The sequence below is a fragment of the Streptomyces sp. NPDC026515 genome, from assembly GCF_055567595.1.
Window position 1 is genome coordinate 1 of the sequence record NZ_JBVHQD010000018.1, and the last position, 17,544, is coordinate 17,544.

Consider the following 17,544-nt stretch of genomic DNA (forward strand, 5'->3'; position numbering starts at 1 on the left):
CGTGAGGGAAACGCCCGGTTACATTCCGAACCCGGAAGCTAAGCCTCACAGCGCCGATGGTACTGCAGGGGGGACCCTGTGGGAGAGTAGGACACCGCCGAACAAATTTTGGGAAAGGCCCACGCCATATGGCGTGGGCCTTTTCGCGTTTATGCTCGACCTTATGCGCTACGACCTGGTCATCTTCGACAACGACGGCGTCCTCGTGGACAGCGAGCCCATCTCCAACCGGCTGCTCGCCGCCTATCTGACCGAGCTGGGACACCCCACCTCCTACGAGGACTCCATACGGGACTACATGGGCTCCGCGATGCACCGCGTCCACGAACTCGTCGAGGCGCGCACCGGGCAGCGACTGCCGGACGACTTCGACGATGTCTTCCATGCGCGGGTGTTCGCGGCCTTCGAAAGGGAGTTGAAGCCCATCGCCGGGGTCGCGGAGGTCCTGGAGCGGCTGGCGGCGGACGGGGTGCCGTACTGCGTGGCATCGTCCGGGAGTCATGAGCGGATCCGGGTGGGGCACCGCACGACCGGCCTGGACCGCTGGTTCGACGTGTCGCGGGTGTTCAGTTCGCAGGACGTGGGGCGGGGGAAGCCGGCGCCGGATCTCTTCCTCTACGCGGCCGAGCGGATGGGGGTCGCGCCGGAGCGTTGTGCCGTCGTGGAGGACAGCCCCCTGGGGGTCCAGGCCGCCGTCGCGGCGGGGATGGACGTGTACGGCTTCACGGCCATGACGCCGGCCGAGCGGCTGCAGGGTGCCACCCAGCTCTTCTCCGAACCTGGACAGCTGGCTGACCTGCTGGAATGACGGGGGGCATCGGCACGGCGCTGACAATTGTCATACCCAGCTCCGGACGTTCGTTTCTACTGGGAGACCCGTCCGGACGCGAAGCTGAGGGCATGACGAAGACGACGAACACCGGGTCCCGGAACAGGCAGCGGGTCGGCATGGTGGAGAACCTCCGGCCGCTGATCGTGGACGTGGCGGTGCCCCTCGGGTCGTACTACTTCTTCAAGGGGGCCTTCGGGATGAGCACCTTCGCGGCGCTCGCCTGGAGCAGCGTGGTGCCGGCCGTGCGGACGGTCTGGAGTGTGGCCAGGGAACGCCGGGTCAACGGGCTCGCGGCGCTGATCCTGGCCGTGAACGTGGTCGGGCTGGCGCTGAGTTTCGTCGCCGGTGACCCGCGGCTGATGCTCGCCAAGGACGGCGCGGTCAGCAGCACGGTCGGCATCGGGATCCTGGTGTCGGTGGCACTGGGCAGGCCGATGATGACGGCGGGGCTGAAGCCCTTCCTGGTCAAGGGGGACACGGCCCGGGAAGCCGCCTGGGAACGGCTGGCCGCCGGGAGCGCGGTCCGGTCGGCGGAGTTTCTGCGCAAGGAGCGGGTCTTCTCCCTGATCTGGGGAGTGGTGCTGGTGGTGGAGTGCGTCGTCCGGGTCGTCGGCGCCTACACGATCCCCGTGGACACCATGGTCTGGCTGAGCTCGCTCCTCCTGGTCGTCGCGATCACCCTCGGCATGGTTGTCTGCGGTGGAGCGGCGGCCGAGCCGATGGCGTGCCTGATCACCGACGAGGCGCAGCGCCGGGAAGCCGGGCAGGAGCAGGAACGACAGCTGGTGGGCGCCGCCTGAGCGGCGCGAGGGTAAAGCTGAAGGAAATTCATCTTTGGCTGGATCTACCCACGAGTACGCCGGGGCCCTACGCTCGCCGCCATGACAGATGTGCTGCGGCGCGGCAGGGCCTCGTTGGCGTTCAGCTTCTTCACGCAGGGCGCCACCTTTGCGCTGCTCGTGACGCGCATCCCCGCCATCCAGGACCGGTACGGCGTATCCGACGCGCTGCTGCCGGTCTTTCTCGCCGCCGTGCCGATCCTGGCCGGCGTGGGCAGTGTGACCACCGAGCAGTTGGTGAAGCGCATACCGCCCAGCCGGCTGCTGCGCTGGTCCCAGCCCGTGGTGATGCTGGCGCTGCTCGGGGTAGGGGCCGGCGACGAGGTGGCGGAGCTGGCGGTCGCGCTGGCCGTGTTCGGGCTGGCGGTCGGGGCGCTGGACGCCTCGATGAACATGCTCGGGGTGAGTCTGCAGCGGACGTACGGACGCAGCATCATGCTCAGCTTCCACGCCGCCTACAGCCTGGGCGGGATTCTGGGGGCCTCGCTGGCGTGGGCGGGGGCGCACTGGCATCTCGCGCTGTGGGTGTCGTACCTGCCGGTCGTCGCGGTGCTGTTGCCGGCCGCGCTGGCGGGCAGCCGCTGGTACGTGGACGGACGGCCGGCGGAGGCCGCGGAGGACGGTGCGGGCGCCGGTGCGGGCGGTGGTGTGGTCTTCAAGCTGCTGCTGCCGCTGTGTCTGGTGATGACGTTCGCCTACATCGGGGACTCCACCGTCTCCAACTGGAGTGCGAAGTATCTGAAGGACGTGCTGGGGAGCAGTGAGCAGCTGGCCACCGTGCCCTACAACGTGTACATGGTGACCACGCTGGTCGGGCGGGCCATCGGGGACTTCGGGGTTCGGCGGTTCGGGGCCGTGGCGGTCGTACGGCTGGGCGCGCTGGTGGCGGCGGTCGGGTTCGCGGTGGTGGCGGGTGCGTCCGGGGCGTGGGTCGGGATGGCCGGGTTCACTCTGCTGGGGCTGGGACTGTGTGTGCTGGTGCCGCAGACCTTCGCGGCGGCGGGGCGGTTGTTCCCGGGGGATTCGGACGCGGCCATCGCCCGGCTGAACATCTTCAACTACGTCGGTTTCCTCGTCGGTTCGCCGTTGGTGGGTGCGCTGGGCGACGCGTGGAGCTACCGCGGGGCGATGCTGGTGCCGATGGTGTTGGTGCTGGTGACGTTGGTGTATGCCCGTTCGTTCGCGGTGCGCGCGGACCGATACGGTGGCGGGCATGAGCGGCCGCGCACAGCTGATGTGGGACGAGGCAGTAACGGGCTATGACTTCGGTCCGGGTCATCCGATGGATCCGGTCCGGCTGGCGCTGACCCGGAAACTGGTCGATGCCTTCGAGCTCGACCGGGCGGTGAAGGTCGTCGCGGCGAAGCCGGCCGGGGAGTCGACGCTGCGGCTGGTGCACCGGGAGGACTACGTCGAGGCGGTCAAGGCGGCTTCGGCGGATCCCGCGGCGGCCGATCAGTCCTACGGACTGGGGACGGTGGACGATCCCGCGTTCGCCGGGATGCACGAGGCGTCCGCGTTGATCGCCGGGCAGTCGGTCGGGGCGGCCGAGGCGGTGTGGCGCGGCGACGCCGACCACGCCGTGAACTTCGCGGGCGGGTTGCATCACGCGATGCCGGGGGCGGCTTCCGGGTTCTGCATCTACAACGACGCCTCGCTCGCCATCGCGCGGCTGCTGGAGCTGGGGGCCGAGCGGGTCGCCTACGTGGACGTCGACGTGCATCACGGCGACGGCGTGCAGGCCGCGTTCTGGGAGGACCCGCGGGTCCTGACGATCTCGCTGCATGAGCATCCTCGTACGCTGTTCCCGCAGACCGGCTGGCCGGAGGAGGTCGGGGCCGGTGCGGGGGAGGGCTCCGCGGTGAATGTGGCGCTGCCGGCCGGCACCGGGGACGCGGGGTGGCTGCGGGCGTTCCACTCGGTGGTGCCGGAGCTGGTCGCCGGCTTCCGGCCGCAGGTGCTGGTGACTCAGCACGGTGCCGACACGCATTTCGAGGATCCGCTGGCGCACCTCGCCGTCTCGCTGGACGCGCAGCGGGCCGTGCAGGTGGCCTGCCATGAACTGGCGCACGAGTGCGCCGGGGGCAAATGGGTCGCGTTGGGAGGCGGCGGGTACGAGGTGGTGGATGTCGTGCCCCGGTCGTGGACGCATCTGGTGGCGATCGCCGCGGGGCGGGAGATCGCGCCGGAGACGCTGGTCCCCGAGGCGTGGCGGCAGGAGGTGTACGCCCGGACCCGGCAGTTGGGGCCGGGGCGGATGACGGACGGGCGGTGGCCGGTCGGATGGGCCGAGTGGGAGGCGGGGTACGACCCCGCCGACCGTCTGGACCAGGCGGTGCTGGCGACCCGGCGGGCCGTGTATCCGCTGCGGGGGCTGCTGGCGTAGGAGGTTCAGGTTCCCGCCCCCGCCGCCCCGGGACCGCCGCATCGGCCTGAACGGCCTCGCCCTCAACGCCGGACGGGCTGACGGGGCTGGGCCGTTAGGCCGGACGTGGGGTGTTGAGGGGGTTCCGGGGGGTTCGGTGGTTCGGGTCCGTCACTATCTCTGGCGTGGCGAGTGGTGCTGGACTTCGGGATTATCTGGTGGCTGCCGGGCTGGCGGGGGTGGTGGGTTCCGCCCGCGAGCGGAGTCTTCGGCGCTATCGGCTGTTCGCGGCCCGGGATCCACGGGTGTTGATCGGTATTGATCCACAAGGAGACTGGACCGAGCGGGAGTTGGTTCGGTTGATGGCGGGCAGGTGTGGGGTTTCGGACGATCCGCGATGCGTTTCAGGGCATGATGTGATCGATCCCGAGTTGACGGTGGCCGCGCTGGACGCCTTCGCGGAGCGGGTGGGGGACGCGGCCGGACGGCGGGCTCCGGTGTTGTTCGGGACCGGTCATCCGCACCGGCTGATCGGGTTCTACGCCGGTCTCGCGGACGCGTTGTCGGCGGCGGGGTGTGAGATTCTCACCCCCGCGCAGGGTCGCTGTGTCGACATAACGACCCGGTTCGGTCTACGTACGTGCAACCTCGATTACGTACAAGGTGTCGGGTTGGTGCGGGAATCGGAAGGTGAACGCCCCGGTTGTGCGCCGGGTACGCACACGCACTCGCCGCTGCCGGTTCGGGTGGCACTGGATGCGGCGGCGGGGGGTGGCGGGCCGCTGCCCGAGTTGGTGGTGGGAGACCACGGGTGGGTCTGCGGTGCAGGTCAGCTAGGGTTTGAGGCCATTGGTCTCGCGGATACGGATGACCCCGCGCTCTTCGTGGGCGAGGCCGAGGGGGTCGTGTCGGTCGCCGTTCCGGTTGATGACGGCGTGCGGTCCGACTGCTACATGCCGCTTACCCGCTACGTACTCAATCGAGCGTGTCTGTCACAGTAGGCCGCCGATGGGTGCACCTCTTCCCCACTCGCATCACACGCCCCTACATTGGGGAGTGAGCACGCAACGACGAAGAGTCACCGGAAGGGGAAGCCGGTGGCCCGTCGAGTGCGGAAGGTTCAGGTGTGTCATGGCAGCTGGCGAGAGGCCTCTCAACGAGGTCGTGTTCCTGACCGTGGCGGAGGTCGCCGCGGTGATGCGAGTGTCGAAGATGACCGTGTACCGGCTGGTGCACAGCGGTCATCTGCCCGCGATCCGGGTGGGGCGGTCCTTCCGCGTCCCCGAGCAAGCGGTGCACGAGTACCTTCGCGAGAGCTATGTGGGGGTGGAGACCGCCTGACGGCCGCTCCGGAATTCGTGCCGGAGCACCTCGATTACGACCTCAGCGCTCGGGCGGGTAGGCTAGCCCCTCGTAGGTCGTATGGGCCCATGGCGCCCAGCACCGAGTGATGAGAAGTGAGCGAGGGTAGTCGTGGGCTCTGTTATCAAGAAGCGGCGCAAGCGGATGGCCAAGAAGAAGCACCGCAAGCTGCTCAAGCGCACGCGCGTTCAGCGCCGTAACAAGAAGTAAGTACGGCGCCGAGCCGCGAGAGCTTGTGTGTGGCCCCCCACCAGTACGGTGGGGGGCCACCGCATTTTCCGGCCGCGACGGCTCACCCCGGCCTGTCGGGGGTCATGCCGGCGCAACATCAACCCGCTAAGTTGGCCCGATACGGGAACACGGAAGAAAGGCGCTGATCTTGTCAAAGGTCGTGCTCGTGACCGGAGTGGCCCGTCAACTCGGGGGCCGGTTCGTACGACGGATCCAGCGTGACCCCGATGTCGAACGGGTCGTCGCCGTGGACGCGGTGCCCCCGGAGCACCATCTGGGCGGGGCCGACTTCATCCAGACCGACATCCGCCAGCCCACCATCGCCCGCATCCTCGCGGAGACCGGCGCCGACACCGTCGTCCACATGGACGTGACCGGTACGCCGCTCGGCAGCGGGAGCCGGGCCACCGTAAAAGAGACCAACGTCATCGGGACCATGCAGCTGCTCGGCGCCTGCCAGAAGTCGCCGAACGTCAAGCGGCTGGTGATCAAGTCCAGTACGAACGTGTACGGGTCCGCGCCGAAGGATCCCGCCGTCTTCACCGAGACGACTCCGCCGAAGTCCCTGCCGAGCGGCGGGTTCGCTAAGGACACGGTGGAGGTGGAGGGGTATGTGCGGGGGTTCGCCAGGCGGCGGCCCGATGTCGCGGTGTGCGTGCTGCGGTTCGCCAACATCCTCGGGCCGACCGCCGACACCCCGCTCGCCTCCTACTTCGCCCTCCCCGTGCTGCCCACCGTCTTCGGATACGACCCCCGGCTGCAGTTCGTGCACGAGGACGATGTGATCGAGGTCCTGCGGATCGCCTCGCGGGAGCCGGCACGGGGGACCCTGAACAGCGGCACCTTCAACATCGCGGGCGACGGGGTGCTGTTGCTCTCGCAGTGCTCACGGCGGCTGGGACGGCCCACCGTGCCGCTGCTGCTGCCGGCGGTCACCTGGGCCGGATCCCTGGTGCGGACCCTCGGCATGAGCGACTTCTCGCCCGAGCAGATCCGGCTGCTGACGCACGGCCGGGTGGTCGCCACCGGCCAGATGCGCGAAACGCTGGGATTCCAGCCGAAGTACACGACGGCGGAGACGTTCGCGGACTTCGTGCGCGCCCAGGCCACGGGGCTGCTGCCGCCGCAGGCGGTGGCCGCCGCCGTTGACCGGATCGCCGCCCTGCCCGTCCTGAGCGGCGGGAAGACACCGACGCAGAGCGCCAACTGAGGAGCGCAACACGATGGCGGACGCCAAGGTCATTCCGTTCGACGACGACCGGTCCCGCGGGGCTTCCGTGCAGCGGCCCGCCCGGCGCCGGGGGCCGGGAAACCGGCGCAAGGGCGGCGGCGAGCAGGCGGTGGTGCGGGAGGTCCAGCCTCTCGCGGGGCGGATCCCCGCGCAGGAAGATGTGCATGTGAACCGGGAGAACGCTGAGACGGATGTGACGGAGCCGCACGACGACGCCGGCCTGGAGCGGCGCGTCGCACGCGGTCTCGCGTTCCTGCGCCGGCGGCTGACCGGGGACTACGAGGTCGACGACTTCGGGTACGACGAGGAGCTGACCGACCAGGTCCTGATGTCCATGCTGCGGCCGGTGTACGAGAAGTACTTCCGTGTCGAGGTGAAGGGCATCGAGAACATCCCGGCCGAGGGCGGTGCGTTGATCGTCGCCAACCACTCCGGGACGCTGCCGATGGACGGTCTGATGATGCAGGTCGCCGTGCACGACCATCATCAGGCGAATCGTCACCTCAGGCTGCTGGCGGCCGATCTGGTCTTCGTGCTGCCGGTGGTGAACGAGCTGGCGCGCAAGCTCGGGCACACGCTCGCGTGTGCGGAGGACGCCGAGCGGCTGCTGGAACAGGGCGAGCTGGTCGGGGTGATGCCGGAGGGGTTCAAGGGCATCGGGAAGCCGTTCAGCGAGCGCTACAAGCTCCAGCGGTTCGGGCGGGGCGGGTTCGTCTCGACCGCGCTGCGGCAGGGGGCGCCGATCATTCCCTGCTCGATCGTGGGGGCCGAGGAGATCTACCCGATGCTCGGCAACGCCAAGACGCTGGCCCGGGTGCTGGGGATTCCGTACTTTCCGCTGACGCCGACGTTCCCGTGGCTCGGGCCGCTCGGGGCGGTGCCGCTGCCGACGAAGTGGACGATCCAGTTCGGGGAGCCGATCCCCACGGACGGCTATCCGCCGGAGGCGGCCGAGGACCCGATGCTGATGTTCAACCTGACCGATCAGGTGCGGGAGCAGATCCAGCACACGCTGTACAAGCTGCTCGTGCAGCGGCGGTCGGTGTTTTTCTGAGGTGCGAGGCGTCGAGTCTCGGGTGCGTGGGGGCTGGTCGCGCCCACGCGGCCAAGCCGCATATCGGAAGACAGCCCCGCGCCCCTGATGAGACGGGGTGCCCCTCGACCGAGAGGCACCCCGAATCGGTCAGCCGTTGGCGTCCTCGCTGTCGATGCCCAGTCCCGGGAGGAGGCCGGGGAGGAGCGGCGGCAGGGTGACGTCCGGTGCGCTGGTCGGGCTCTTCGACGGGGCCGCGCTGCTGCCGCCCGAACTCCCGGTCTTCGGGGGGTCCAGGAGGCCGCCCGTGGTGCCGCCGATCAGACCCTCGTCGGCGCTGCCGGAGGCCGAGCCGCTGGGGCTGCCGGTGCCGGACTCGTGGCCCGAGGCGGAGCCTCCCGAGGACGACGGAGCCGTCGACCGGTGGCTGCCGGAGGAACCGGTCGACGCCGTGCCGGTGCCCTGCTCGCCGGTGCCGCTCCCGTTGCTCTGGGAGGGCGGCTGGGGCAGCAGGGACTGCAGCGGGGCGACCTCTTCGTCTATGGCGTCGAAGACCGACGACACCTGCTGGCTGACGTCCCCGAGCTGGACCGGGAGCTTGTCGCGCAGTGCGCCCCAGGCCTCGCGGTGGGACTGGGCGAAGGCGGACAGCGCCTGCATCGGGCCCAGCGAGTTCGGATCGCGCTCGTAGGCCTCGTGCAGCAGCCGGTGGCCCTCGGTGACGTCGTGCTGCATCCCGGAGAGCGTGCGGCGGATCTCACCGATGGACTCGTGGTCGAGGTGGCCGCCACGGCCGCGGTCCATCAGCCGGCGGGCCTCCATCAGCCGGGTGGAGGCCTGGTCGAGGTAGGTCTGGCCGCGCTGGTCCTCGCCGTCGGACAGATAGTTGAGCTTGAAGTCCTCGATGCCGCGCTTCAGGCCGTACAGCGAGTCGCCGGGCAGGGCGTCGGAGCTGGCGGCGGCGACACCGCCGAAGGCTCCGGCGGCCACGCCGACGCTCAGACCGCCCGCGGCCAGCCCCTTGGTGAGCCGGGAACGCGGTCGTAGTTTGCCCAGCGCGCCGGCCCGGTGTGCGCCCTTGGACCGGTGGGAGCGCTGCTCCGGAAGCGACGCGTCCGCCGCCCCGCCCAGGGTGCCCTCCGCCAGCATGGCCTCCATCGCGGCCACCAGCTGGGCCCGGTGGACGACCTTGACCTCCGGGTCGAGCACCGGCTTGGGCAGTGCGGCGAGCCCTGTCGCCAGGGCCAGCAGCTCGCCCTGCTCGGTCCGCTCGGCCCGGTCCGCGGTGACCGGCGGGTCGCCCGCCGGCACCTCGGACCGCTCGGCCGCCGGGTCCCGGTCGGGCTGCTCCTCCAGGGCCTGGGCGAAGGCGTTCGCCCGCCGGTGTGCCGATACGTTCGCGATCACTGGCGGCACCTCCTCTCGTCATGACGATCGACTCCCCAGGGGGTCCTGAGGGTTGCACGCCCTCGACCGAACCACACGATCGTGTGATCAGGGTCTTGCTGGACGTGACCACAGGGAGCCTGTATCCCGCACAACGAGCGGCTCGGCACTTGGGTTACGGACGAACGACGATCGGCTGAGAAAGGCAACGGGCTTTCACCGAACGTGAGTTGGATGTCGCCGAGGGTGCCCGCCTCAGCGCACGTCGTCCGGGAGGAGCCGGGCGAGCGTGCGCACGGCCCGGTACTGGAGGGTCTTGATGGCACCCTCGTTCTTGCCCATCACGCGGGCCGTCTCGGCGACCGAGAGGCCCTGGAGGAAGCGGAGCGTCACGCACTCCTGCTGCTGGGGGTTGAGCCGGCGTACGGCGTCCAGGAGGGCGGCGTTCGACAGGGACTCCAGGACGGAGTCCTCCGGGGAGCGTTCGACCTCGTTGGCGTCGAGCATCTCGCCGGTGGTGACCTCCAGCCGGAACCGGCTCGACTTGAAGTGGTCGGCGACCAGGTTGCGGGCGATGGTGACCAGCCAGGCGCCGAAGTCACGGCCCTGCCAGGTGAAGGTGCCGATCCTTCTGAGGGCGCGCAGGAACGTCTCACTGGTGAGGTCCTCGGCGGTCGCCTTGCCGCCGACGCGGTAGTAGATGTAGCGGTACACGGTGTCGCTGTACTGGTCGTAGAGGCGTCCGAAGGCGTCGGACTCGCCGGCCTGGGCGCGCTCCACGAGATCCATCATGCGGGCGCTGTCGCTGTCCGCGGCCGGACGGCGGGCGGTGGGCGCGGCGGTGCCGGAGGCACGGCCGCGTCTGCTCACGGCCGCACTGCCGTCGGCCAGTGCGTAGCACGGGCCGATCGGTGCGGCCGTGGCGAAGGCGGGGACGGCGTACGCGGTCGGGACAAGGCCGCGCAGCGTCTCTTTGACCGTTGCGACAGTTGCGCGCAGCGTAGCCAGGCCCGAGGCGTCAACCCCGACGTGTGGGTACACGGGACTCCCAGAGGCAGAGCTTCCATCACGTGCAGTGCGGAACCTTTCACCCGTCGTAGCGACGGAGGGGTACCGGTTTGCGTCTGAGGAGAATAACGCTTCGTGCAGGCACTGCTACACCGAGTTGCTCAAATCACCGATTGCGTCGCTTCTGTAACCGGTTTGGGATGGTTCAAGTGTCGCAAGGTGATCGGTTGTTGATCAGAAACATGCGTGTTGAGGCGGAGTCGAGGGCGTGTTGGGATGGCGCCGCGATAATTCGGGCGCGTGAGGTTTGAGGCGTCCCGTCAGGGGCGGGGGAAACCGCGCGGGCGACCACGGGTCACCCGCGGCCGGGGCACCCCCCGCGGTCCTGCGGCGATGTCGCGCCCCGCGCTACCGGCGCCGTCGGCTCAGCGCGATCGCCGCCGCCGTGCCGCCGGCCACCGCTCCCACCCCGGCCGCCGCCGGGATGCCCACCTTCGCCGCCTTGCGGCCCGTCCGGTAGTCGCGCAGGCGCCAGTCCATCTCGCGGGCGTGCCTGCGCAGCTTCGTGTCCGGGTTGATGGCGTACGGGTGACCGACCAGGGAGAGCATCGGGATGTCGTTGTGGGAGTCGCTGTACGCCGCGCAGCGGGAGAGGTCCAGTCCCTCGGCGGCGGCGAGGGCGCGTACCGCCTCGGCCTTCGCCGGGCCGTGCAGCGGCTCGCCGACCAGCTTGCCCGTGTAGATGCCGCCCACCGACTCGGCGACCGTGCCGAGCGCTCCGGTCAGGCCCAGGCGGCGGGCGATCACACCGGCGATCTCCACCGGCGCCGCCGTGACGAGCCACACCTTCTGGCCCGCGTCCAGGTGGGCCTGGGCGAGGGCCCGGGTGCCGGGCCAGATGCGCTCGGCCATGTACTCGTCGTAGATCTCCTCGCCGATGGTCTGGAGCTCGGCGACGCGGTGGCCCTTGACGATGGACAGGGCGGAGTCCCGCGCGTCCTGGATGTGCTGCGGGTCCTCGACGCCGGCCAGCCGGAACCATGCCTGCTGCCAGGCGAACCTGGCCAGGTCACGGGTCTCGAAGAACTTCCGCTTGTACAGGCCTCGGCCGAAGTGGAAGATCGCGGCGCCCTGCATGACCGTGTTGTCGAGGTCGAAGAACGCGGCGGCCCGGGTGTCGCCGAGCACGGGGAAGTCCGGTTCCGCGGCGTCCGTGGACAGGGCGCCGTCGGCCGGGGCCGACGCGTCCTCGGCCAGGGCTTCCTGGCTCTTGCGCGCGGCCTCCGCCGAGGCCTCGCCTGCCAACACGCTCCGCGCCGTGGCGGAGCGCCTACGGGGAGTGAGCCATCCGAGAGCGGCCATGTCGTGAGCATAGCCAGTCTGTTCGGTGGTCCCGGAGTCGCGGGAGTTGGGCGGGTGTGAACTCTCTGCGACCGCTCCGTTAAACAGGGCGTCGAACAGGGCGTGGCAGGGCGGGAGAATGGACCGCATGAGTCCTCTCTTCAGCCGGAAGGCACCTGCGTCTCGTGCGCGTTTGGTCACTCTGATCCGTAAGCCGGGTTGTCATTTGTGCGATGACGCACAGGTCGTGGTCGAGAAGGTGTGCGGCGAGCTGGGGGTGGAGTGGGAGGAGAGGGACATCACCCAGGATTCGCAACTGCACGATCTGTACTGGGAGCAGATCCCGGTCGTACTCGTCGACGGTGAACAGCACACCTTCTGGCGTGTGAACGAAGAGCGCCTCCGCAAGGCACTGACCGACTAGTCCAAACGGGACGCAAAGTCGCTTAGGATCGACGGCGGCTTGGTCTCGGGGGCGGGATGAGTGAGGAGTGTGTACCGTTTTGCCCCCAATCGAGATGGAGCGCGACCACCTCTGCGCCGGTTCCCCGTCACCGCGCCGGGGGCGCGTGACCCCGGTCACGTTGGCCGGGCAAATCGGACACCATCTTTGTGCACGCGTTCACAAAGACATAGCCTGCTGTCGACGGGGCGGTCTGGGAACGTGTGACCGTCCGCAGCCCCGCTCTACCCGCAGGAGCACCGTGGCAACTGGCCGAACTCACCGACCGGCGACTCGCAGCCGAGGGATCCCCGAGGCCACCGTCGCCAGGCTTCCGCTGTACCTCCGGGCGCTGACCGCACTGTCGGAACGCTCGGTGCCCACGGTCTCCTCCGAGGAGCTGGCGGCCGCCGCGGGGGTCAACTCCGCGAAGCTGCGCAAGGACTTCTCCTACCTGGGTTCGTACGGAACGCGCGGTGTCGGCTACGACGTCGAGTACCTCGTCTACCAGATCTCCCGTGAGCTGGGCCTGACCCAGGACTGGCCGGTCGTGATCGTCGGTATCGGCAACCTCGGCGCCGCCCTGGCCAACTACGGCGGCTTCGCCTCCCGTGGCTTCCGGGTCGCGGCCCTCATCGACGCCGACCCGGCGATGGCCGGAAAGCCGGTCGCGGGCATTCCGGTGCAGCACACGGACGACCTGGAGAAGATCATCACCGACAACGGTGTGTCGATCGGGGTCATCGCCACGCCCGCGGGTGCCGCCCAGCCGGTCTGCGACCGGCTCGTGGCCGCCGGTGTCACCTCCATCCTCAACTTCGCGCCGACCGTGCTGACCGTCCCGGACGGCGTCGACGTGCGCAAGGTCGACCTCTCCATCGAGCTGCAGATCCTCGCCTTCCACGAGCAGCGCAAGGCCGGCGAGGAACACGAGGCGACCGCTGCGCCCGCCGTCGCCCACCAGGAGTCCACCGAGCAGGGACCCGACGGGGACGTACCCGCCGTGATGCCGGCATGAGTCTCCTCGTCGTCGGGCTGAGCCACCGCAGCGCGCCGGTCAGCGTCCTGGAACGGGCCGCGCTCACCACGGACGCCCAGGTCAAGCTGGTCCAGGACACGGTCGCCGCCGAACCGGCGGCCGAGGCCGCGGTGCTCGCCACCTGCAACCGCATCGAGCTCTACGCCGACGTGGACAAGTTCCACGCCGGAGTCGCCGAGCTGTCCACGCTGCTCGCCCAGCACAGCGGGGTCGGTCTCGACGAGCTCACCCCTTATCTCTACGTGCACTACGAGGACCGGGCCGTCCACCATCTGTTCTCGGTGGCCTGCGGCCTGGACTCGATGGTCGTGGGCGAGGGCCAGATCCTCGGGCAGATCAAGGACTCGCTCGCCCTGGCGCAGGACCTGCACAGCGCCGGCCGGCTGATGAACGACCTCTTCCAGCAGGGGCTCAGGGTCGGCAAGCGCGCCCACTCCGAGACCGGCATCGACCGGGCCGGACAGTCGCTGGTCACCTTCGGCCTGGCACAGCTGGCCGCCGGCAGCGACGTCGAGACCTGGGCCAAGGGCCGCAAGGCGCTGGTCATCGGCGCCGGTTCGATGTCCTCGCTGGCCGCCGCCACGCTGGCCCGGGCCGGCGTCGCGGAGATCGTCGTGGCGAACCGGACGTACGACCGCGCCGCGCGCCTGGCCCAGATCCTGAACGAGAGCGGCGACACGGACGTGGTGGCCCGCGCGGTACCGATGGGCGCGGTGCCGGCCGAGCTGACACGTGCCGACGTGGTCGTCTCCTGCACGGGGGCGACCGGTCTGGTGCTGACGGCCGAGGCGGTCGCCGCGGCGGTCGAGGGACGGACCGGCGCGCCGGTCGCCGAGATCGCGGACGACCGGCCGGCGCAGGGCGCCCCCAAGCCGGCCGCCGCCGGCCCCGGCAACGACGAGAACTGCCCGCTCGACCTCACCGCCGAGCAGAGCGGCTTCTCCGTGATGGGCGAGGCCGCCGTCGCCGGGATGGCCGCCGCCGAGCTGGAGCAGCACGCGGCCTGGGTGGACAACGCCACCGTCGACATCCGGGAGGCCGGGCGCCGTACCCCCGAGACCGACGCGGAGCTGATCGGCGCGCTCGCCGCGGCCGTCGCCCGGGTGGGACGCATTCCCGAGCTGCGCAGGCCCGAGCCGGTCGCCGGCTTCGACCGGCCCGCCCCCGAGCTGTTCCTCCTCGACCTCGCCATGCCCCGCGACATCGACGCGGCCGCGCACCGGCTGGCCGGGGTGCGGCTGGTGGACATCGAGTCGCTGGCGGGAGCGTCCGCGGACGCCCCCATGGCGGCCGACGTGGACCAGGTGCGGGAGATCGTCGCCGACGAGGTGACCGCCTTCGGGGCGGCACAGCGAGCCGCGCACATCACGCCGACCGTGGTCGCGCTGCGCACCATGGCCGCCGACGTGGTGGCCGGTGAGATCGCGCGGCTCGACGGACGCCTGCCCGGCCTGGACGAACGGCAGCGCGGGGAGATCCGCCAAGCCGTGCACCGGGTCGTCGACAAGCTCCTGCACGCGCCGACCGTACGGGTCAAGCAGCTCGCGGCCGAGCCCGGCGGCGCCGGGTACGCGGACGCGCTGCGGACCCTGTTCGACCTCGACCCCGAGACGGTGGCTGCCGTCTCCCGGGCCGTGGAAAGCACAGACAAGAAGGACCGACCGGCATGAGTGACAACCCACTGAGACTGGGGACCAGGCGATCCAGACTCGCCATGGCCCAGTCCGGGCAGGTGGCGGAAGCCGTGGGCCGGGTGACCGGACGGCCCGTCGAGCTCGTCGAGATCACCACCTACGGTGACACCTCCCGCGAGCACCTCGCACAGATCGGCGGCACGGGGGTCTTCGTGACCGCCCTGCGGGACGCGCTGCTGCGCGGGGAGGTCGACTTCGCGGTTCACTCGCTGAAGGACCTGCCGACCACGCAGCCCGAGAACCTGGTCCTGGCCGCCGTACCGGTACGCGAGGACCCGCGTGACGTGATCGTCGCCCGGGACGCGCTGAAGTTCACCGACCTGCCCCGCGGGGCCCGCATCGGCACCGGTTCGCCACGCCGGGCGGCGCAACTGAACGCGTACGCGCGCACCCACGGGCTCGACGTCGAGACCGTCCCGGTCCGCGGCAACGTCGACACGCGGATCGGATACATATACGACGGCGAGCTGGACGCGGTGGTGCTGGCCGCGGCCGGACTCAGCCGCATCGGCCGGCTCGACGAGGTGACCGACTTCCTGTCGGTCGACACGGTTCTGCCCGCCCCCGGCCAGGGGGCACTGGCGGTCGAATGCGCCGCGGACAACGCGTCGCTGATCGCCGCGCTCGGGGAACTCGACGACCCGTTCACGCGGGTCGCCGTGACCGCCGAGCGATCACTGCTCGCCGCCCTGGAGGCCGGCTGCTCCGCCCCTGTGGGCGCGCTGGCCGACCTTCTGGCCGACGGGCAGACTGTCAAGGAAATGCGCCTGCGTGGCGTCGTCGGTACGACCGACGGCACACGGATGGTGCAGATGTCCACCACCGGTCCCGTGCCCGAGACAATCGACCAGGCGACGGCGCTCGGTCGCGAACTCGCCATCGAGATGCTTGCCCAGGGCGCGGCCGGTCTGATGGGGGAGCGAGCACAGTGAGCCCCACCAACCTTCCCGCCGGCCTTGAACACGGGCACGTCACCTTCCTGGGTGCCGGACCCGGGGATCCGGGGCTGCTGACCTTGCGTGCCGTGGAGGCACTGTCCAGCGCGGACGTCCTGGTCGCCGAGCACGAGGTGCTCGACGTGATCAGAGCCCACGCCAGGCAGGGCGTCTCCGTCGTACCCATGAATCCGGGTTCCTCGGCGGACCCGTATCAGGGCACAGGCACGCCTCAACTCAAGGTTGTTGACGGAGCGTCAACAACCGCCGCGCTCCCGCCCGCGCGGGATGCCGCTCATCTTGTCATGGAGGCCGCGCGGGGCGGCAGGCGGGTCGTCCGTGCGGTGTCCGGGGACCCGGGACTTGATACGTACGCGACCGAGGAAATGCTCGCCTGCGCCGCCGCCGGTGTGCCCTTCGAGGTCGTCCCGGGTGTCGCGACGGCGGTCGGCGTGCCCGCCTACGCCGGCGTACCGCTGCGGGACGCGCAGGGTGCGGACGTGCGTTTCGTCGACGCCCGTACCGCCTCCGACCGGTGCTGGACCGAGGTCGGTGCCTCCGACGGCACGGTCGTGGTGTCGACGACCCTCGACTCGGTGGCCGCGGCCGCCGGGGAACTGGTCGCCGCCGGCCGCAAGCCGGACACCCCGATGACGGTCACCGTCGCCGGCACCACCACCCGGCAGCGGACCTGGACCGCCACCCTCGGCACGGTCGCCCAGACCCTGAAGCAGGCGAAGGCGCTGCCCTCCCCGGAGGGCGGCCGGCCGGTGATAGCCGTGGTCGGTGAGCGGTCCTCCGCCGCCCAGCGCGACCAGTTGTCGTGGTTCGAGTCCAAGCCGCTGTTCGGCTGGAAGGTGCTCGTGCCACGGACGAAGGAGCAGGCGGCGACCCTCTCCGACCAACTGCGCTCGTACGGCGCCGTGCCGCACGAGGTGCCGACCATCGCCGTCGAGCCGCCGCGCACGCCCCAGCAGATGGAGCGCGCGGTCAAGGGCCTGGTCACCGGCCGGTACGAGTGGATCGCCTTCACCTCGGTGAACGCGGTCAAGGCCGTACGGGAGAAGTTCGAGGAGTACGGGCTCGACGCACGCGCCTTCGCCGGCATCAAGGTCGCGGCGGTCGGCGAGCAGACCGCGAAGGCCCTGGTCGCCTTCGGCGTGAAGCCGGACCTGGTGCCCTCGGGCGAGCAGTCCGCCGCCGGACTCCTTGAGGACTGGCCGCCCTACGACCCGGTCTTCGACCCGATCGACCGGGTGTTCCTGCCGCGCGCCGACATCGCCACGGAGACGCTGGTCGCCGGGCTGATCGAGCTGGGCTGGGAGGTGGACGACGTCACGGCCTACCGGACCGTGCGGGCGTCGCCGCCGCCGGCCGACACCCGCGAGGCGATCAAGGGCGGCGGCTTCGACGCGGTGCTCTTCACGTCGTCGTCCACAGTGCGGAACCTGGTCGGCATCGCGGGCAAGCCGCACAACGTGACCGTTATCGCGTGCATCGGCCCGGCCACGGCCAAGACGGCCGAGGAGCACGGGCTGCGGGTGGACGTGATGGCTCCGGAGCCGTCGGCCGGCAAGCTGGCGGAGGCGCTGGCGGAGTTCGGGCTGCGGCGGCGTGCGGCCGCGCTGGAGGCCGGCGATCCGGTGACCCGGCCCAGTGAGCGGCGGCCGGGGGCGCGGCGGCGCCGCAGCACTACGTGAGGTAGGCCGCGAGGGGCCTGGGGGCTGCGCCCCTCAGGCCCCCTTCGCCTTTTCGAGCCGGTGGAGATCTGCGGGCCGGCGGGGGCCTGTCGCGCGGTACCTCGCG

17 protein-coding genes and 1 rRNA gene are annotated in these 17,544 nt (G+C 70.5%); 15 read left to right on the top strand and 3 right to left on the bottom strand.

Annotation, left to right across the window (positions count from 1 at the left end):
• From rrf to ACZ4O3_RS31865, 10 genes are all read left to right on the top strand, one after another.
• A 5S ribosomal RNA gene (gene rrf / locus ACZ4O3_RS31820) occupies nucleotides 1–103 on the top strand; the annotation flags it as partial.
• A gap of 60 nt (nucleotides 104–163) precedes the next feature.
• Nucleotides 164–808: an HAD family hydrolase gene (locus ACZ4O3_RS31825; protein ID WP_362724180.1), complete on the top strand. Its 645-nt coding sequence runs from the start codon at nucleotides 164–166 to the stop codon at nucleotides 806–808.
• A 92-nt stretch (nucleotides 809–900) separates the two neighbouring features.
• Nucleotides 901–1,632, top strand: coding sequence for a VC0807 family protein (locus ACZ4O3_RS31830; RefSeq protein ID WP_362724183.1), 732 nt, complete (start codon nucleotides 901–903; stop codon nucleotides 1,630–1,632).
• Nucleotides 1,633–1,713: 81 nt separating this feature from the next.
• Complete coding sequence (locus ACZ4O3_RS31835) at nucleotides 1,714–2,934, top strand: MFS transporter (RefSeq protein ID WP_362724186.1); 1,221 nt, start codon at nucleotides 1,714–1,716, stop codon at nucleotides 2,932–2,934.
• Nucleotides 2,885–4,057: an acetoin utilization protein AcuC gene (locus tag ACZ4O3_RS31840; protein ID WP_362724189.1), complete on the top strand. Its 1,173-nt coding sequence runs from the start codon at nucleotides 2,885–2,887 to the stop codon at nucleotides 4,055–4,057. Before ACZ4O3_RS31835 ends, ACZ4O3_RS31840 begins: the two co-directional genes overlap by 50 nt.
• A gap of 164 nt (nucleotides 4,058–4,221) precedes the next feature.
• Complete coding sequence (locus ACZ4O3_RS31845; RefSeq protein ID WP_467725513.1) at nucleotides 4,222–5,037, top strand: phosphatase; 816 nt, start codon at nucleotides 4,222–4,224, stop codon at nucleotides 5,035–5,037.
• 130 nt (nucleotides 5,038–5,167) lie between these two features.
• The gene (locus tag ACZ4O3_RS31850) at nucleotides 5,168–5,377 is read left to right on the top strand and encodes a helix-turn-helix domain-containing protein (RefSeq protein WP_067299677.1); all 210 of its coding nucleotides are present in this window, start codon (nucleotides 5,168–5,170) and stop codon (nucleotides 5,375–5,377) included.
• Nucleotides 5,378–5,509: 132 nt separating this feature from the next.
• Entirely contained in the window at nucleotides 5,510–5,608 is a 99-nt protein-coding gene (locus ACZ4O3_RS31855; protein ID WP_003948845.1) for a 30S ribosomal protein bS22, read from the top strand.
• 169 nt (nucleotides 5,609–5,777) lie between these two features.
• Nucleotides 5,778–6,839, top strand: a complete 1,062-nt coding sequence (locus ACZ4O3_RS31860) for an NAD-dependent epimerase/dehydratase family protein (RefSeq protein ID WP_362724195.1) — start codon at nucleotides 5,778–5,780, stop codon at nucleotides 6,837–6,839.
• A 13-nt stretch (nucleotides 6,840–6,852) separates the two neighbouring features.
• Entirely contained in the window at nucleotides 6,853–7,914 is a 1,062-nt protein-coding gene (locus tag ACZ4O3_RS31865) for a lysophospholipid acyltransferase family protein (protein WP_385002474.1), read from the top strand.
• Nucleotides 7,915–8,043: 129 nt separating this feature from the next.
• On the opposite strand, the gene ACZ4O3_RS31870 is transcribed toward ACZ4O3_RS31865, so the two are convergent.
• The 3 genes from ACZ4O3_RS31870 to ACZ4O3_RS31880 all read right to left on the bottom strand — a co-directional run bounded on the left by ACZ4O3_RS31870 (nucleotide 8,044) and on the right by ACZ4O3_RS31880 (nucleotide 11,649).
• The gene (locus ACZ4O3_RS31870; protein WP_467725514.1) at nucleotides 8,044–9,300 is read right to left on the bottom strand and encodes a DUF5667 domain-containing protein; all 1,257 of its coding nucleotides are present in this window, start codon (nucleotides 9,298–9,300) and stop codon (nucleotides 8,044–8,046) included.
• 234 nt (nucleotides 9,301–9,534) lie between these two features.
• Nucleotides 9,535–10,320, bottom strand: a complete 786-nt coding sequence (locus tag ACZ4O3_RS31875; protein ID WP_362724202.1) for an ECF subfamily RNA polymerase sigma factor, BldN family — start codon at nucleotides 10,318–10,320, stop codon at nucleotides 9,535–9,537.
• A gap of 375 nt (nucleotides 10,321–10,695) precedes the next feature.
• On the bottom strand, nucleotides 10,696–11,649 hold the full coding sequence (locus ACZ4O3_RS31880; RefSeq protein WP_362724205.1) for an HAD family hydrolase: 954 nt from the start codon (nucleotides 11,647–11,649) through the stop codon (nucleotides 10,696–10,698).
• Nucleotides 11,650–11,767: 118 nt separating this feature from the next.
• Between ACZ4O3_RS31880 and ACZ4O3_RS31885 the strand changes: the two genes are divergently transcribed.
• From ACZ4O3_RS31885 to ACZ4O3_RS31905, 5 genes are all read left to right on the top strand, one after another.
• The gene (locus ACZ4O3_RS31885) at nucleotides 11,768–12,052 is read left to right on the top strand and encodes a glutaredoxin family protein (RefSeq protein ID WP_362724207.1); all 285 of its coding nucleotides are present in this window, start codon (nucleotides 11,768–11,770) and stop codon (nucleotides 12,050–12,052) included.
• A gap of 280 nt (nucleotides 12,053–12,332) precedes the next feature.
• Nucleotides 12,333–13,088 (top strand): redox-sensing transcriptional repressor Rex, encoded by a 756-nt coding sequence (locus ACZ4O3_RS31890; RefSeq protein WP_362724210.1) that lies wholly within the window; start codon nucleotides 12,333–12,335, stop codon nucleotides 13,086–13,088.
• Nucleotides 13,085–14,779: a glutamyl-tRNA reductase gene (locus ACZ4O3_RS31895; RefSeq protein ID WP_467725517.1), complete on the top strand. Its 1,695-nt coding sequence runs from the start codon at nucleotides 13,085–13,087 to the stop codon at nucleotides 14,777–14,779. Before ACZ4O3_RS31890 ends, ACZ4O3_RS31895 begins: the two co-directional genes overlap by 4 nt.
• A complete protein-coding gene (hemC, locus tag ACZ4O3_RS31900; protein ID WP_362723430.1) occupies nucleotides 14,776–15,735 on the top strand; it encodes a hydroxymethylbilane synthase in 960 nt (319 codons plus the stop codon). The genes ACZ4O3_RS31895 and hemC overlap by 4 nt, the downstream gene beginning before the upstream one ends.
• Nucleotides 15,732–17,438 carry a bifunctional uroporphyrinogen-III C-methyltransferase/uroporphyrinogen-III synthase gene (locus ACZ4O3_RS31905; protein WP_467725519.1) on the top strand — a complete coding sequence of 569 codons (1,707 nt, stop codon included), beginning with the start codon at nucleotides 15,732–15,734 and terminating at the stop codon, nucleotides 17,436–17,438. Before hemC ends, ACZ4O3_RS31905 begins: the two co-directional genes overlap by 4 nt.
• Nucleotides 17,439–17,544: the final 106 nt, after the last annotated feature.

Coding starts and splice junctions, on each gene's coding strand:
- ACZ4O3_RS31880 (WP_362724205.1), bottom strand. CDS start 11,649: ATGGCCGCTCTCGGATGGCTCACTCCCCGTAGGCGCTCCGCCACGGCG.
- ACZ4O3_RS31865 (WP_385002474.1), top strand. CDS start 6,853: ATGGCGGACGCCAAGGTCATTCCGTTCGACGACGACCGGTCCCGCGGG.
- ACZ4O3_RS31830 (WP_362724183.1), top strand. CDS start 901: ATGACGAAGACGACGAACACCGGGTCCCGGAACAGGCAGCGGGTCGGC.
- ACZ4O3_RS31840 (WP_362724189.1), top strand. CDS start 2,885: ATGAGCGGCCGCGCACAGCTGATGTGGGACGAGGCAGTAACGGGCTAT.
- ACZ4O3_RS31825 (WP_362724180.1), top strand. CDS start 164: ATGCGCTACGACCTGGTCATCTTCGACAACGACGGCGTCCTCGTGGAC.
- ACZ4O3_RS31895 (WP_467725517.1), top strand. CDS start 13,085: ATGAGTCTCCTCGTCGTCGGGCTGAGCCACCGCAGCGCGCCGGTCAGC.
- ACZ4O3_RS31850 (WP_067299677.1), top strand. CDS start 5,168: ATGGCAGCTGGCGAGAGGCCTCTCAACGAGGTCGTGTTCCTGACCGTG.
- ACZ4O3_RS31835 (WP_362724186.1), top strand. CDS start 1,714: ATGACAGATGTGCTGCGGCGCGGCAGGGCCTCGTTGGCGTTCAGCTTC.
- ACZ4O3_RS31885 (WP_362724207.1), top strand. CDS start 11,768: ATGGACCGCATGAGTCCTCTCTTCAGCCGGAAGGCACCTGCGTCTCGT.
- hemC (WP_362723430.1), top strand. CDS start 14,776: ATGAGTGACAACCCACTGAGACTGGGGACCAGGCGATCCAGACTCGCC.